Raw genomic sequence first — 15,806 nt, forward strand, 5'->3', positions numbered from 1 at the left:
TCTGGGCGGACCCTTTTGAGCCTGGACGGAGGCTCACCCGGCCCTGGAGGGCTCCAGGGCCCACCGGTCTTCATCGTCTCGCCAGACAGCGGCTCCCTGGTAGGTCCAGCCACCGGACGCGGTCTCTTGTGTGAAGACGAAGGCTGTTTCACTGGGGTGGCGGTCCGGGACGCGCAACGCCAGGCGGCCGGGGGCCGTGAAGGCGTGCGCGTCCTTGACGAACAGGAACAGGTGGCCTTCATGGCGCCCCGTTCTGGGCACCGTGCTCAAGCCGAAGTGGGCGCTGAGCTGCTCGTCCGCGAGCGTTGTGCCCGGCGGAGGCGCCAGCCGTTCAGGCGGGATGACTTCGATGACCAGCGCAATGGGGGAGACCGCTTCGCCAGCCTGGAAGGATTCACGCAAGGGATTGTCCGAGCGGAGCAGCCAGTGCCCGTCTTGACGGATGAGCCGCTTCACTTGATAGCGGAAGCCTGTGATGGGGTCGGGGACCTGGACGAGGGCCACCCTTCCCTCCAGGGGCCCCGACCCCGCGGCCTTCGCGTCGCGCATCACCAGCCAGTCACCATCGCGGATGGGGTGCGCTCCGCCGTCCATGGAATCACCCGCGGCGCGCACCGCGAACAGACCATCCCCTTGGGCTCGGCTCGGAAGCCGGACCCTCGCCGCCTCCGGGGCCTGGTCGATTGAGATGGATTGCTCCACGGCGCCCGCGGCCGCGCGCAGGGTGGGAAATGCGACCAGTGTCCCCCAAGGCGCGAGGGGACTCGGCTCGGCCTGAACGGGGGCCGCGCTCCACCCGTCAGGGCCGAGCGTGAACCGGACGCGAAAGGCGGTGCCCGGCGCTCCCGCGGTGGGGCCAAACCATTTGCGCAAGAGGTCCGGCAGTTGATTCTGTTTCGCGTCATCGGAGCGCGCGACGTTGACGGCAATCTTCACGAAGTCGAAATGCCAGCGCGCTCCATCGTCGAGCCGGACCGCTGTCGTTCCCAGGGGCAGGTCCAGGCGTGCGCTCCGCTCCGGGAGCTTGAGGATGGGGCCCCGGCTGTTCGAGATGACCCTCGCATCAAAGGCGGCGTCCCGCGTCTGTGCCTGTTGGCGGCGCCGGTACTGCGCGAGCCGGTAGTCCACCAGCTCGCGAGTCATTGCCTCGAAGGACTCCGGGGCTGATGGAGCCATGGGGAGCCGAGGGATGAACCGCTCTTCCTCGACGCGGAACCACCTCCCGCCCTTCGTCCATGCCTCGATGGGGTTCGACTTCCAGTACGTGAGGAACCGGGCGGGATTCGGGAGGCGTGGGTCGCCCAGCGCCTTGACCGCTTCGAGGTCCCGGAGCAACTCGGGGGAGCGTTGGAGGATGGCCAGGCTTCGCCGGGCAAGCTCGGGCAGCGGCATTCCCTGTTGCAGGGCCCCGGCTTCGAGCAGCGCCTCCAGCACGACCATCTTGAAGCACTGGCTCAGGTTCGTGAACTCGAGCTCCTTGAACCAGTCGCGGCCTTCGTCGAGCGTCCGAGCCTCGCCGTCGGTCAGGTCGCCCTCCGACCTCACGAAATCGAACCAACCCGGGTGCGCCTTGCGCAGCGTCGCGGGGGAGTATCCACGACGATAGAGCTCTCCAAGGGTGGGCCGCAGCCCCCGTGCGTCTCGCAGCTCGCGGTAGACTCGCTCGACCTCCTGGCCCCCTCCAGAGAGGAAGTGCAGGAGCAGCTCCTTGGCTTCGAGCTCCACTTCCACGGTGCAGCCAGCGGGCAGCTCGGGTTGCCGGTCCGAGGTGAGAAAGTCACGCAGGGAGACCGGAGCCTTTCCCAAGGCCAGCAGGGTTCGGAGCCGGTCGAGAAACAGCCGGTGATTCCCGACGAAGTCAATGAGGATGACCCGCTCTTTTCCCTCGGACTTCCGCAGGCCTCGCCCGAGCTGCTGGAGGAACACCACGGGGGACTCGGTGGGGCGCAGCATCACCACGCGGTCGATGCTCGGGACGTCGACGCCTTCGTTGAACAGGTCCACGGCGCAGATGGCGTCCAGCGTGCCATTCGCGAGCTGGCGCAGCGCCTGGGCACGGTCCGCCGAGCCCGCCCCGGCGTGGACGGCCACGGCGCGAATCCCCTGGCCTCCGAGCCATTGCCGGACGAAGTGGGCATGGGAGATGGAGCAGCAGAACACGAGCGTGCGGCTGGCGGGGTGCTTCTGCCACGCACGCCACAGGGTCCGCATGCGTGCCTCCGTCTCAACCGCCTGGGTCAGCAGCGCGACGTCGAAGCGGCGGCTCTTCCAGGGGATGTTCTCGTAGGGCACCGTGTCCTTGAGCCCGAAGTACTCGAACGGTGCGAGCAGCCCCTCCTGGATGCCCTCTCCCAGGTCCGAGCGCCATGCGAGGTGGTCATCGAAGAGGCCGAGCACATCGCCTTCGTCGGCGCGCTCCGGTGTCGCCGTGAGCCCGAGCAGGAACGCGGGCTCCACGCAGGCGAGGATGGACCGGTAGCTCGCCGCCGTGGCGTGGTGGACCTCGTCCACGATGACGTAGTCGAACGCGGCCGCGAGGCGGAGCGCGTGAAGCTCTTGTGGCCGCGAGAGCTTCTGCACCGAGGCGAAGACCACGTCGCCCGCGAGCTGCGCGCGTTGACCCACGTACCAGCCGAAGCGGAGGTGGGGCTGCTGGCGACGGAACGTCTCCGCTGCCTGGACGAGGAGCTCTTCCCGGTGCGCGAGGAACAGCACGCGGCTTGTCCGCCCCCGCTCCTGGCTGAACTGTTCCACGTCGAGCGCCGCGAGCAGGGTCTTCCCCAGGCCCGTCGCGAGGACCACCAGCGCACGTTTCCGTCCCTCGCGCCGGCCACGCGCGAGCGCATCGAGCGCCTGACGCTGCAGGCTGTGTGGCTCGCGACGGGGCAAGGGGGCTTCAGGTTCCGCCTCACCTGCTGGAAGGAGCTGCCGTGTCGCCCGTGCACGGCGGGCGTAGTGCTCGACCCAGCTCGCGTCCAAGGGGGAGGCGCGGCTCCACCAGCCCTCGAAGGCGTCCACCACCTCGTTCCAGGCCCGCGGGTCCCGGTCCCGCTCGACGCGCAGGTTCCACTCGATGCCTGTCTTCAAGGCGGCGCGTGAGATGTTGCTCGAACCGACATAGGCCACCGCGAGTCCAGCGCCCAGGAAGCGCCAGGACTTCGGGTGGAAGGACGCGAGGCGGAGCTTCTCCACCTCCACGACGCGCGCCTCGAAGCGGCCACGGCCTGGCTCCGCCTGGAGCGCGGCGTCTTCTTCCATCCAGTCGAGCAGCCGTCGAAGCGCCTCCGCCTGGGTGATGGCGAGATAGTCACCCGTGAGGATGCGAACCGTCGCGCCCCGGGTGAGCGCTGCTTCCACGGACTCGCGCAGCAACTCCAGTCCGCTGTCCTGCACGAAGGCCGCCAGGACTGAAATCTCCACCGCCTCCGCGAACAGCGGCTCCAGGTGGTGCAGGAACGGGTCGTCGAGGCCTCCCGTGGCCAGTGGCTTGTTTCGCCCGGAGAGGTAGTTGCCTTTGTCTGGAATGACGTGCCGGACGCCGCCGCGCGGGTCGTCCATGTCTCCCTGGAAGCGAGGGATGACGTGCACATGCAGGTGGGGCACCGTCTGGCCGGCCGCCGCGCCCACGTTGATGCCGATGTTGTACCCGTCTGGATGAAGCTCGGCATCCAGCCCGCGTCTCACCTCGTCCACCAGCTCGAAGAGGGCGCGCTGCTCCTCGGCCGTGGCGTCGAACCAAGTCGCGACCCGCCGCCGGGAAATCACCAGCGTGTGTCCCGGACTCACCGGGAAGCCATCCCGGATGGCGAAAGCGAACGTGTTGGCCGCGACCCACTGCGCTTCAGGGATGGAGAGAAACGGGGAGGTCATCGTCACGGGGCGGGGCGCTGAAGGCTACCTGAGCAGCCCGTAGCACTTGCGGCACAGGGGCTTGTTCTTGCTGGCGGCGAAGTCCGTGCCGCAATGGTGGCAATGGCTGTCTTCGTAGGTGGGGTCGCTGTATCGGCGCCAGACGTTGAAGTCGCTGTCGCAGTAGGGCCTCTCCGGGTCGAAGCCGATTTCGTCGCGGCAGCGGATGCAGAACCCCTGTGTGGGGTTCCGGGGGACGGGCGTGGCGCTCTTGCGCCGCGGCGCGGTGGCCGGCTTGAAGGGGACTTCCTTGCGGTGTGGTGTGATTTCACTCTCGATGAAGCCGCTGATTCTCGCGTACTCGTCACGGCCGGCAGAGACGCAGATGCCGACTTCAATGCTGTTATTGAAGGAGGACTCAATGAGGTTGAGCGACGTGATGAGTGCGTGGCGCTCTGAGTAATAGAGCTTGGCGTGCAGGTCCCTCACGACGAACAAGCGCATGCCGGCTTGCATGAGGCTGACCAGGAGGTCCACGCCTTGCTGCGAGGGCCCCCGGGTGTGCTCGTCACCCTCTCGGATGACCAGGGTCACGGCCACCTCCCGGTCGAGGGCTTGACGAATCTTGCGCTCGACATCCCGCAGCTTTTCGATGCTGACGTAAGGGCTGATCAACGTGACATGCTGCTGGGCTTCATCAATGAGGCCATGAAGTCGGCGGACCGTGTCGACTTTTCCCAAGACCTCGAGCGCGTCGGCATCTCGTGAGCGAAACAGATTTTCGAACATGGGGAGCAGGGGAGTCAGGGATGACGCACAGCGGCTTGAGAGCCGTTGGTGCGGATGCTCTCGGCGTTCAGTGGCATACCAACAATCCCAGGGCATGAGAAAGGCATCTGTCGGGTGGCGCACGAATCCGGTAGCCCCGTCCGCGCCCAACCCTATGACCCCACGGGCCTTCCTTGAGTCCTCACCCCGAGAGTGCACCAGACCTGGATTTGTAGGCATAGGTGGGTGTTGAGGGGTGAGCGCGGATGGTCGAACGCCGTGCCCGAGGTGGCAGCAGCCTTTGCGCGCCTTTGGACCTCTCGTGCAGACTGCCCAGACAGGTCCGGGTTGTCGGGCGCCTGCGAAGGGGGGCGATGGGCATGCGGCATACCGTGGCTCAGGGCGAGCACTTGCCAGGAATTGCCTCTCGGTATGGATTCCTGAATTGGAGAGCCCTGTATGAGCATCCGGATAACCGTGCGTTGCGCGCGATGAGGCCGAACCCCTTTCTGCTCTACCCTGGAGATGTCGTCTACATCCCGGACCGGAAGGAGCGGAGGGCACGGCGCCCTACGGGGCGGTCGCACCGCTTCACGTCGTCGCAGAAGACGATGCTCTTGCGGCTCGCGGTGAAGGATGCGGATGGGCAATCCATGGATGGCAGCTTCTACGAACTGGAGACCGGGCGGGAGGTCTTCTCTGGAATCCTGAAGACATTCATTGAACACGCGGTTCCCGTGGACACGGAGATGGCCACGCTTCGCGTGTGGAAGGATGCGCACGCTGAGGTGCCGGGGCTCGTTTGGCGCCTGCGGGTGGGGCATCTGGACCCGATAGACACGGTGAGCGGCATCCAGGGACGCTTGCGCAACCTCGGTTTTGGCTGTGGGCCGATTGACGGAATTGCCGGGCCGTTGACGGAGGCCGCGGTGCGGGCCTTTCAGCGGAATCATGGCCTGTCGGTTGATGGCGTGGTGGGGCCGCTCACGCGAGCAAGACTCGTGGAAGTTCATGGCTGTTGAGGAGGAATCGTGCCCATCCAGGTTGGCAGCTACTCCGTGCTCAATGGGGAGACGGCCCAGTCCTTCTGGCCACTGGCTCCAGGGACGAGCATCGAGGCGGCGACAGCCTCGGTTGACGACGCCTTCGTGGCCCCTGGGAGCACCAATACGCTGACGGCACCTCTCACCGACTTCGGCATCTTCGACATCGTCCTCGAACTTTCACCGGACGCCGTGGTTCAGACAGAGGTTGAGGCACCGGCACCGGCCCTGGCGGAGCGCCGGGTCCAAGTGGGAAGCGCCGTCACCACCATGCCATTGCTGCTGGAGGGGGATGGCGGTGCGCGGCGTTGTCACCTGTGCTTCGCGGCGCAGGTGTCCGCCGGCCAGGTTGCCTTCACCGGAATGTTGAGGCTGGAGGCCCGGTACACGACAGGCGCAGCGACGCAGACATGCCGGCTGGACGTGGCGCTGCGTGTGGAGCGCCAGCAGTGTGTCACCAACCTCTTCATCTACTATGTCGTCCATCGCAAGCCGTCGCAGCGGTACTGCTGGGTGAAACTGCGGGTGGTGGAGGCTGGGGATGGCACGACGCCTGTGGAGGGGGCCTCCGTCAGCGCCGAAGTCCTGCGGGACAATCTCGGCAGTGGATATCGGGATTCGCATCGCCGGGTGCGGTTGCAAACAGGCGCGGATGGGTATGTCGCGGACGGTACGCGTCCCATCATGGCCCTGCCCATCGACTGGCCATTGCTGTTCCGGGCCACCCTGCCTGCCTGCGTGCAGCGTGGGCACCTGGTGCGGCTGGGGAGTGAGCAACTCACCGGCAATACCAACCAACACCCCTTCGAGGCGCCGGTTCTTCCCATGACCCAGGTCGTCAATGCGAGCCTGGCCACTCACCGGTTCCTGCTGGACCCTGGGCATGGCGTTGTCTACGCGCTGGCCACCTCACGGCGTTCTCAGGAGTGGTACGGCGTTCACCGCATCGCGGACCGCGTGGCGGAGTTGCTCCAGTCCCGCCACGGAGTCCCCGCGGACAGCATCTCCTGGACCCGAAGCGCGGGGTTCGGCCTCATCGAGCCTGTTTCCGTGCACGCGGCCAACGCGCCGGAGGCGGGAGACGGTTTCTATCAGTATGACATGGCGCAGCAGCGCATTCGTGTCCGGAATGCCCAGCGAAGCCTCCAGCAGTTGTCGGACCTGTTGTTGGTGCGCCATCAGGGAGATGATGACACCGCTCAGGCCGTCCTCGCCGCGGACCGAGCGAGGCTGCTGGCCACCAATGAAGCGACGGTGATGAACATTGTCGCGCGGCTCAACCAACAGCTTCTGCCACAGCAGCGGCGTGTCCGGGCGGGTTCGGTGCGCTGGGACGAGCCCGTGGGTGGCTACGTCTATACCCAGGAGGCGCTTCAGCCGCCCCATGTCATCGTCAATGCCGCGGTGGCGCTGCCCATCACCGCGCAGGACTGGTTCGGTGTGGACGCTGGAATGTTGGAGGTGCTGGCAGAGCGCTCCGCGCGTTGGTCACTGCGGTGCGAGGTTGGGGGGAGCGCTGCGTTCCAGGCCGTTGCGCGAGCCGCCATGCGCGAGACCGGCTTTGTCGACTATGCGCGCGCGAAGACGCTCCAGTACCTGCATGTCACGGCTCCACACTCCTACCTTCAGAGTGGCATCAAGGCCTGGGGGCCCACGCCCCGGACGAACTACCTGAACGGGGTGGCGCCGACCTGCGACCTGTACCTGACGCTCCACCTCAACGCCGGGCCTGGTAAAGGAGCAATGTCCCTGTTGTCGCGGGTGCCCCCCAACCCCGCGCTGCCCAATGCCGCCAGCGCGCCGCCTGTCGAGCAGCTCCGCCTGGCGAAGACGTTCGTCAAATACGTCGACCCGTTTGACCAGGGCACACGCCAGGGAGGAGTCACGTTGGAGGAGGCTGGAAATCCTGCTGCCATGCTGAGCGCGCAGAATCAGCACAGGGCGCGTTACGTGTACTTCGAGCTGGAGTTCATGGACGCGCCGCATCCAACGCCACCCGCGCAGTACCGCTACGAGGACATGGTGCGGCAGCCATTCATCGATACCGTGGCGGAGCAGATTGTCGCGGGCATCGTGGAGGCACTGCTGAACCCTCAGGCGGACTTCGATTCAGTCACCTACACCGCTCAGCTACCCCAGAACCCAGGGAACCCCAAGCTATGGTGATTCGGATGCGTGTCCTCCTGGGGCCTGTTCTTGCTTTCATATTGGGCCTCGCTCCCTCAGTGGGGTGTACTCGACAGTCGGAGGCAGCCCCGGATGCGGGCGTTCCCGGCGCGCGGGCCCTCGGGGATGCCTCCGTTCCAGAGGGGCCTCCTCCTCCGCTGGACGCGGCGCGTGGCGATGCGCCGCGCGAGCCAGTGCCCACCGAGGTCGCCGCCATCGAGCGGGGCGAAGAGGGTTCCCGGCTCGTGGTCATCGACGTGCAGGCCCAGCGGGTGCGGCGGGCAGGGCCTTGGGAGCCGGACCTGGGGAGCCCGGGCTGGTCCCCGGACGGGGCGCACCTGGTCTACCGGCGTGGCTCGGAGCTGCTTCAGGCTTTGGATGGACAACCCGCGCACGGGCTCGTGAAGGGCATTCCCATGCCTGCTGACGCTCCCGCGTATGTGTTTCATCCGGACAGCACCGAGGTGACCGTCGTCCTTCAAGCGACCGTTGAGCGCATTCCACTAGAGCGGCCAGGCGCGGTGGGGATGCGGCCTGGCAAGGTGCCGCTGCCCTCCGGGTGTCTCCCTTTCGACGCCTTGTGGAGGCCGGACGGGAGGACGCTGGACGTGCTGTGCAATGCCGCATCCGGGAGTGAGAGCCCTCAAGTGAAACACGTTCGCTTCGATGCCCGGGTCGGGAAGATGGTGTCCCGGCAGGTGCGAGGTGTCCATCGGCTGGTGGGCTGGGACCGGGAGCATGGTCTGCTGGCCGCGGGGCCGGTGGAGACGGGGGCTGGGGAGCGGATTGGTGCGCTGGGTGACGCCGGGATGCTGCGCCCGCTCCGCCCGCCGCCGGACGAAGCGGAGGCGCCCGGTGAGTACATCCAGGGGTACCTGCCTTCGCGGAGATGGTTTGCCTCGGTGCAATCAGGCGAGGACTCGTCCGACCCCGTGGTGTTGTCCCTGTCTCCCTTGGGCTCGGGGGCTGCCCGCCGCTGGCTGACGGGCTTCCCTCGGCTGGCGGACCTCTCGCTCCGCGCGTTCGGCGGCTGGGTGGCCTTCATCGACCACGCTCCGGGCTTCGCCAGTGGCGGCGAGGCTGGGGGGGACGTCTATCTCGTCCTGGCCGGGAGCGAGGATGCGCGGCTCGTGCTGCGGTCCCGCCCGGAGGCAGGGGTCTTCTACCGGTCCCCCACCCCCCGTCCATCGCCTGCCGCCCGATAGCGGCGCGGGCAGGGGGACGGCCAGCAACCGGAAGTCCAGCACCAAGCGCCGCTTCCTGGACGCTGCCCCACGATGCCGGGTGCACGGGCCGCCCGGAGCAGGGTAGAGAGGGAGCCGGAGGAGCGAATCAAGATGGACGCGAACGCAGTGGCGGAGCTCGAGAAGGCGGGCGTGAAGGTGGATCAGCCCGAGCGCCTGTACGTGGCGGTGGAGTGGGACGAGGACGGCAAGCACGTGCGTCCCGTGGGGGAGCGCGTCCAGATTCGCGCGGGCGAGCAGCTGGCCCACGTGACGCTCAAGCCCATCTCCCAGCTCTTCACCGGGGACGTGAAGCCCCCCAGCTTCGCCAAGGCGCCCCCGGACGAGTACCAGGCCTTCTTCCTCCTCATCGAGGCCACCGCCGCCGGCTACTGCCGCGCCGTGCGCAACACCGAGACGGACCAGGAGTTCGAGCGGCTCTACCGCCACCTCCAGCGCCGCCCCGACGGCACCGACCGCAACCCGCTCTTCTCGCACCTCCAGGGCGCCGTCCGCCTCTACATGTCCCTGCGCGACGTCAGCCAGGCGGAGTTCGAGGCCGTCGTCCACCGCCTCCACCAGTCCGCCCGGCACTTCCAGACGCACACCGGCAGCATCAACTACTTCCAGGAAGTGCTCCGCGGCGTGCTCGGAGCCTGAGGCGTCCGTCAGCCCCACCGCCCTCCTGGTCAACCCAGGAGGGTGGCACCTGGAATATCGTGCCCCGCCGCCCGTTCCCGGGCGTTCTTCCGACAGGAGCACGGATGTTCCGTCAGTCGTTACTCTGGGCCTCGTGTCTGGCCCTGCTCTCCGGCCCCGTGGCCTGTGCGCAGACGCAGGCCAGGCCGGTGGCGAAGTCCGCCGTAGCCGCCGCGCCCAAGCTCGGCGCCGGCATCGAGTCCCGCACCCTCAAGAACGGGCTCAAGGTCATCGTCTGGCCCAACCACGACATTCCCAGTGTCGTCCTCTACAACTGGTTCCGCGTCGGCAGCCGGAACGAGTACCCCGGCATCACCGGCCTGTCCCACTTCTTCGAGCACATGATGTTCAACGGCGCGAAGAAGTACGGCCCCGGTGAGTTCGACCGCGTCATGGAGGCCAACGGCGGCGCGAACAACGCCTTCACCTCCGAGGACGTCACCGTCTACATGGACTGGTTCCCGCGCTCCGCGCTCGACGTCATCTTCGACCTCGAGGCCGACCGGCTCCAGCACCTGGCCATCGACCCCAAGGTCACCGAGTCCGAGCGCGGCGTCGTGTACTCGGAGCGCCGCTCCGCCATCGACAACGACAACATGGGCGCCCTGATGGAGCAGGTGCAGGCCACCGCCTTCGTCGCGCACCCGTACCAGTTCCCCGTCATCGGCTGGCCGTCCGACATCGAGTCGTGGCGCATCGAGGACCTCCAGCGCTACTACAAGACGTACTACGCCCCCAACAACGCCACGCTCGTCTTCACCGGCGCCGTGACGCCCGCCGAAATCTTCGCGCTCGCGGAGAAGTACCTGGGGCCCATCCCCTCCCAGCCCGCGCCGGAGCCGGTCCGCACGAAGGAGCCCGAGCAGCAGGGCGAGCGCCGCATCGTCGTGAAGAAGCAGGCCCAGGCCCCGCTCATCCAGTTGGCCTACCACGGCATCTCCGGCAAGGACGCGGACGTGGAGGCGCTCACGCTGCTCCTGGGCATCCTCGCCAACGGTGAGTCCTCGCGGCTGCACCGCCGCCTCGTCGAGGAGGAGCGCGCCGCCCTCCGCGTCAACACCCACTTCAGCCCGGGCTTCGACCCGTCGCTCGTCTGGGTCTACGCGGACTTGCCGCCCGGCGCCGACGTCGCCAGGGTGGAAGGCCTGCTCACCGAGGAGCTGGCCCGCGTCGTCAAGGACGGCGTCAGCGACGCCGAGCTCAAGAAGGCGCGCAACATCACCCTGTCCCAGTTCTGGCGCAGCCTGGAGACCAACAACGGCCGAGGCCGCGCGCTGGGCGCCGCGGAGACGTTCCGCGGGGACTACCGCCAGCTCTTCGACGCGCCTGAGCGCTATGAGCGCGTGACGCGTGACGATGTCCGCGAGGTCGCCGCGCGCATCTTCAACTCGCAGCGCCGCACCGTGGGCTGGCTCGTGCCCGCCGACGCGCAGGTCGCCACCCCCGACTCCCGCAAGGAGGCCTCGCGATGAGCGCCCCCCTCACCTGGAAGGCCGCGTTCACCACGCTGCTGCTGTCCTCCGTCCCCGCCGCGGCCCAGGGCGCCGCCGCTGCTCCGAAGGCCGCCGCGGCGGCTGTGGCGCAGCAGGGCGTGACGCTCCCCAAGGCCACCACCGTCACGCTGAAGAACGGCGCGAAGCTCCTGCTCGTGGAGCGCAAGGAGCTGCCGCTCGTCTCGTTCAGCGCGTGGGTGCGCGGCGGCGCCCTGGGCGACCCCGCCGGCAAAGAGGGCCTGGCCTCGCTCACCGGCGAGCTGTTGCAGAAGGGCGCCGGCGGCCGCGACGCGCGCCAGTTCGCCGAGGCCGTGGACGGCGTGGGTGGCGATATTCAGGTGGCCGCCAACCTGGAGGCACTGGTCATCAGCGGCCAGTTCATGTCGCGCGACACCGGGCTGATGGTGGAGCTGCTCGCCGACATGCTCACGCGCCCGCGCTTCGACGCGAAGGAGCTGGAGAAGGTCCGCGCGCGCAAGGCCTCTGAAATCGCCGCCGCGAAGGATGGCGACCCGCGCATGCTGATTGGCGCGTACTTCCAGGCCTTCCACTTCGCCGGGCACCCGTATGGCACGCCCGTCAACGGCAGCGAGGCGTCCCTGCCCGGCCTGTCCCGCGAGGACGTGCTCGCGTACGCGAAGAGCCACCTGGGCGCGGACCGGCTCATCCTGTCCGTGGTGGGTGACTTCGACGCGAAGGCGCTCGCGAAGAAGCTGGAGTCCTCGCTCGGAGGCTGGGCGCGCGCCGCCGCGCCCGCGCCCACCGTGTCCGCCACCGCCGCCTCCAAGGGCCGGCGCGTGCTGCTGGTGGACAAGCCGGACGCCACCCAGACGTACTTCTGGATTGGCAACACCGGCATCTCCCGCGATGACCCGGACCGGGCCTCGGTGCGAGTCGCCGAGACGGTGTTCGGCGGACGCTTCACCTCGCTGCTCAACACCGAGCTGCGCGTGAAGTCCGGCCTCAGCTACGGCGCCAGCTCCGTGTTCATCCGCCACACGCGTCCGGGGCCCGTCATCATCGCCTCGTACACGAAGACGGAGTCCACCGGCCGCGCCATTGACCTGGCGCTGGAGACGCTCGCCGGCTACCGGAAGGCCGGCATGGATGACGCCATGCTCGCCTCCGCGAAGTCGTATGTGCTGGGGCAGTTCCCGCCCTCGCTGGAGACCGGGGCGCAGGTGGCGGGCAAGCTGTCGGAGCTGGCCTTCTACGGACTGGACGCCAGCGACGTGGACGGCTTCGCCAGCGCCGTCTCCGCCACGACGCGCGAGCGCGTGAACGGCATCATCCAGCGCAAGCTCCCCGCGCCCGAGGACCTCACCTTCGTCCTCATCGGCAAGGCAGCGGACATCCGGGAGGCGGCGCGCAAGTACGGCGCCGTCACGGAGATGAAGATCTCCGACAAGCGCTACTCGCCGCCCTCCGCGCCCGCGAAGCCCTGAGTCCCGCCGCGCGCCGCCGGTTCCGGAAGCAATCGGGCCGGCGGTGCCTGGCGCCCTTCACTCCTTCGCCGTCAGCGCGCGGTAGCGCGTCATGCAGCTCTGGAAGCGCCGGTCCACCGAGCGCGCGAACCACGCGGTGGTCAGCTCGCGCTTCAGCTTCGGACTGTGGAGCGTCACCCGGGGAAGCTGGGCGTAGGACGGCGCTTCGCCTGTCTCCCGCTGGTAGACACGCTTCACCGCGCGGAACGTGTCGGTGGATTCGAAGTCCAGCGCCTTCTCCTCGCGCACGTCGCGGCGCACCTGCCGCTCACTGAGCTCCTCCGGGGCGAAGCGCAGACGGAAGGCGAGCAGCGCCAGCAGCGACTTGCTGTCCTCGCCGCGCGGCTGCCCCTGCTTGTCATAGAGCAGGAGGTCTCCGTCGGGCGCCAGGGGATGGCCGGTGAGACGGCTCACCTGCGACTGGAGCGCGGCGTTGCGTGAGGCATAGACGCCCGCGTTGTAGTCCGCGAAGCGGAAGAGGGGCTCGGGGTATGCGGCCTCGTAGCCCAACAGCCGCGCGGTGCCGTAGCGCACGCCGCCCGCGCGGGTGTACATCGACTCGCGCACCTCGGCCGGGTCCGCGTCCTCGCCCGCCTTCTGCATCGCGTAGCGCACGCTCACCTGCATGGAGCCCGCGGTGGTGACGGGGTTGAACGCATTCAGGTTCCCCGACGCGAAGACGCCACTGGCGAGGTCCACGACCTTGAAGGCGCTCGGGTATTCGTTCTCGTAGTACGCGAGCATGTCGCGGAAGAGCCGGTCCAGGTCGCGCTCGGTGCGCAGCGCGCGCAGCCGTTCGTCGAACGTCTTCTTGCTGCCCTTCGCCCGGCCTTCCAGCACCGACGCCAGGACCTTGCGGCCCAGCGGGCCCAGCTTGCTGGCGTGTTCGTCCAGACGCGCGCGGACCATCTTCGGGAGCCCCGGGACGGCCGGGTCGACCTTGTAGCCGGACTCCTGCTCGATGACGGCCAGCACCGAGCACACCGCGGGCGGTGACGGGGCGAGCGCCTCCACCTCCAGCGCGGCCAGCACGTCCCGCGCCCAGCCCTCGCGGTCCTGGAGCCGCGGCGGCATCAGCCTGGCGACCTGTGACACGGAGAGCCGCGGCGCTGCTGGAATGGAGGGCTGGGCCGAGCCCGCGCCGCGCGTCGCGCATGCGGTCATCGTGCCCAGGGCGAGCAGCATCCCCAGCCAGGCGCGGCCACGGCGGGGCGCCTGCGTCCAGGTGGGCTTCGCGGCGAACGTCTCCCACAGGCCGCGCCACGCACGGCGCCAGCCGGACGTGGGGGATTGTGGTGGAAGGGGCTCCTGCATGCGCTCGCCTCCGGGGCTTGGGCCCCGATATCTCAGGAGGCGCGGGGCGCTGGCGAAAGCCATGAGCCCTTGCGCTTGCCCGGTGTCCGGGCAGGGCCTCCCTGTTGGCAGGCCCTACCACGGCGCGAGCCCACCTCAGCGACGGATCTGCACGTCGCGCGCGACGGTGCGCCCACCCATGAGGACGAACTGCGCACGCACCGGCGTGCCTTCCCGCAGCTGACGCAGCGGCACCTTCCGCCCCTGCCGCAGGCCACGGCTGCGCTGGTCCAGCTCCAACTCGTAGACGCCGCCCTCCCGGTCCTTCACGGTGAGGGTGTTCTGCTTCACCCGCGTGACGCGCCCGCTCACCGAGCTGGAGGCGATGACGACGTCCTCCAGGGGCGCACTCCCCGAGCCGCCCTGGCCCGTCTCCACCGTCGCGTCCTGCGCCGCGCGCGCCGCGCCCAGGTACCAGTCCTCGTCCTCCCGGGCCTGGACCGCCTCGGAGCCAATCATCACCCGGCTCGCGGCCGCCTGCTGCTGCGTCCGCGGCGCGGAGGACTCCGCCAGCGCAGCCGGCGCGCGCACGGGTGCGCCCTCCAGCGGGGCCACGGACGTGTCGCTCAAGGCCGCGGGCGCTCGCGCCGGGGCGTTCATCCGGGGCGCCTGTTCCCGCACCGCCGTCGCGGGCTGGAGCGCCGCGGGCGTTGTCGGGCTGTCCACCTCCATCGCGGGCGCTCGTTCAATGGCCCCGGCCGTCGTGTCCGCTTCCACGCCGCTGGGCGTCACCACCGCCGCCCGAGGCTCCCGCTCACGGCAACCCGTCGTCATCGCGAAGAGTCCCAGCATCCCCACCCACGCCCATCCTCTTCCCATACTGTTCCCCTCGAGTTCCCAATCGCTCCGTTTCGCGGCTTCCAATGCAAACGGTGTGCGCAGCCCCTTCCGCGTCACGCAGGCAGCGCGCGGGCCACGGCCTTCACGTGTGAGCGCACCAGCTCGCGCGCGCCCATCAGCTCCGTGGCGTCCTGCGGCGCATAGCCCAGGCACAGCACCACGTCGTCCTCTGGCGCCGTCCGCACGCCCAGCTTCACGTAGTCCAGGGTGCGCGGCACGGGCTCGCCGTCGGCGTCCCGGTTGAAGCGGCCGAACACCGTGGCGTTCGTCCCCCGTCGCGGCGCCGTCTCCTTCAAGGCGAACATCCGCCGTATCGCGGCGAGCGCCTCCGGCTGCTCCATCAGCACTTCCGGACGCGCGGGCCCGGCCAGCTCCCACTCCAGCAAGCGCAGGCAGCCGCGGACGAACTCCACGTCGGTGATGACCAGCCCGTACAGGTACCAGTCCGCGCAGGCCACCTGCACCAGCCTCGCCTGGGCGTCCGTCAGCCAACCGAACGAGGGGCAGGTGAACGTCTCACAGACGGATGAGCGGTACACGCCGCAGTCCCGCAGGTCCGTGCCGCCCGTCACCAGCGGGTGGGCAAGGCAGCCCACCTGTTTGCGCTCGGTGTCCAGGAAGCCCAGCAGCGGACACACCCGCACGGCGGAGAACATGGGCTCGGCGCGCCGGGCCGCCAGCAACTCCCGGGCGGCTTCGTGCCACGCCGAGGCCTCCCAGGGCACGCGGCGCAGCCGCTCCGTCTGCATGGAGAGCTGCTCGGCCACGGCCAGGCGGGAATGGTCCTGGAAGTTGTAGAGGCCGCAGCAGGCTCCGCACGACGCGCCTCCACCGGGCTGGCACAGGTGGAAAGAAACAGTCACCCTTCACATCTTACGAGCTCCAACG

The 15,806-nt window shown here is 68.8% G+C and carries 11 protein-coding genes; 6 read left to right on the forward strand and 5 right to left on the reverse strand.

All coding sequences use genetic code 11. From position 1 onward, the window contains the following. Positions 1-33: 33 nt before the first annotated feature. Together KGD87_RS30720 and KGD87_RS30725 are read right to left on the reverse strand one after the other, a co-directional pair. The gene (locus tag KGD87_RS30720) at positions 34-3,870 is read right to left on the reverse strand and encodes a DEAD/DEAH box helicase family protein (protein WP_284668713.1); all 3,837 of its coding nucleotides are present in this window, start codon (positions 3,868-3,870) and stop codon (positions 34-36) included. Between the two features lie 24 nt (positions 3,871-3,894). Then, entirely contained in the window at positions 3,895-4,638 is a 744-nt protein-coding gene (locus KGD87_RS30725; protein WP_284664501.1) for a phospholipase D family protein, read from the reverse strand. Positions 4,639-5,234: 596 nt separating this feature from the next. On the opposite strand from KGD87_RS30725, the gene KGD87_RS30730 reads away from it, so the two are divergent. From KGD87_RS30730 to KGD87_RS30755, 6 genes are all read left to right on the forward strand, one after another. Next, positions 5,235-5,639 carry a peptidoglycan-binding domain-containing protein gene (locus KGD87_RS30730; RefSeq protein ID WP_284664502.1) on the forward strand — a complete coding sequence of 135 codons (405 nt, stop codon included), beginning with the start codon at positions 5,235-5,237 and terminating at the stop codon, positions 5,637-5,639. Positions 5,640-5,648: 9 nt separating this feature from the next. Then, the gene (locus KGD87_RS30735) at positions 5,649-7,826 is read left to right on the forward strand and encodes a hypothetical protein (protein WP_284664503.1); all 2,178 of its coding nucleotides are present in this window, start codon (positions 5,649-5,651) and stop codon (positions 7,824-7,826) included. A 59-nt stretch (positions 7,827-7,885) separates the two neighbouring features. Continuing rightward, positions 7,886-9,031, forward strand: a complete 1,146-nt coding sequence (locus KGD87_RS30740) for a hypothetical protein (protein ID WP_284664504.1) — start codon at positions 7,886-7,888, stop codon at positions 9,029-9,031. 132 nt (positions 9,032-9,163) lie between these two features. Continuing rightward, positions 9,164-9,709, forward strand: coding sequence for a hypothetical protein (locus KGD87_RS30745; RefSeq protein ID WP_284664505.1), 546 nt, complete (start codon positions 9,164-9,166; stop codon positions 9,707-9,709). A gap of 104 nt (positions 9,710-9,813) precedes the next feature. Continuing rightward, positions 9,814-11,220 (forward strand): M16 family metallopeptidase, encoded by a 1,407-nt coding sequence (locus KGD87_RS30750; RefSeq protein WP_284664506.1) that lies wholly within the window; start codon positions 9,814-9,816, stop codon positions 11,218-11,220. Continuing rightward, the gene (locus tag KGD87_RS30755; RefSeq protein WP_284664507.1) at positions 11,217-12,686 is read left to right on the forward strand and encodes a M16 family metallopeptidase; all 1,470 of its coding nucleotides are present in this window, start codon (positions 11,217-11,219) and stop codon (positions 12,684-12,686) included. The genes KGD87_RS30750 and KGD87_RS30755 overlap by 4 nt, the downstream gene beginning before the upstream one ends. A 57-nt stretch (positions 12,687-12,743) precedes the next feature. Here the strand turns inward: KGD87_RS30755 and KGD87_RS30760 are convergent, their stop codons facing one another. The 3 genes from KGD87_RS30760 to KGD87_RS30770 form a co-directional block, all read right to left on the reverse strand. Next, the gene (locus KGD87_RS30760; protein ID WP_284664508.1) at positions 12,744-14,039 is read right to left on the reverse strand and encodes a DUF1615 family protein; all 1,296 of its coding nucleotides are present in this window, start codon (positions 14,037-14,039) and stop codon (positions 12,744-12,746) included. 135 nt (positions 14,040-14,174) lie between these two features. Then, positions 14,175-14,870 carry a hypothetical protein gene (locus KGD87_RS30765; RefSeq protein WP_284664509.1) on the reverse strand — a complete coding sequence of 232 codons (696 nt, stop codon included), beginning with the start codon at positions 14,868-14,870 and terminating at the stop codon, positions 14,175-14,177. 101 nt (positions 14,871-14,971) lie between these two features. Continuing rightward, positions 14,972-15,781, reverse strand: coding sequence for a hypothetical protein (locus KGD87_RS30770; RefSeq protein WP_284664510.1), 810 nt, complete (start codon positions 15,779-15,781; stop codon positions 14,972-14,974). Positions 15,782-15,806 lie beyond the last annotated feature (25 nt).

Source organism: Myxococcus sp. SDU36, from assembly GCF_030168875.1.
Classification (GTDB): domain Bacteria; phylum Myxococcota; class Myxococcia; order Myxococcales; family Myxococcaceae; genus Myxococcus; species Myxococcus vastator.

What these genes read in the sequence shown, in the direction of transcription:
- KGD87_RS30750 (WP_284664506.1), top strand. Translation starts at nt 9,814, where the DNA reads ATGTTCCGTCAGTCGTTACTCTGGGCCTCGTGTCTGGCCCTGCTCTCC.
- KGD87_RS30745 (WP_284664505.1), top strand. Translation starts at nt 9,164, where the DNA reads ATGGACGCGAACGCAGTGGCGGAGCTCGAGAAGGCGGGCGTGAAGGTG.
- KGD87_RS30725 (WP_284664501.1), bottom strand. Translation starts at nt 4,638, where the DNA reads ATGTTCGAAAATCTGTTTCGCTCACGAGATGCCGACGCGCTCGAGGTC.
- KGD87_RS30755 (WP_284664507.1), top strand. Translation starts at nt 11,217, where the DNA reads ATGAGCGCCCCCCTCACCTGGAAGGCCGCGTTCACCACGCTGCTGCTG.
- KGD87_RS30720 (WP_284668713.1), bottom strand. Translation starts at nt 3,870, where the DNA reads ATGACCTCCCCGTTTCTCTCCATCCCTGAAGCGCAGTGGGTCGCGGCC.
- KGD87_RS30760 (WP_284664508.1), bottom strand. Translation starts at nt 14,039, where the DNA reads ATGCAGGAGCCCCTTCCACCACAATCCCCCACGTCCGGCTGGCGCCGT.
- KGD87_RS30765 (WP_284664509.1), bottom strand. Translation starts at nt 14,870, where the DNA reads ATGCTGGGACTCTTCGCGATGACGACGGGTTGCCGTGAGCGGGAGCCT.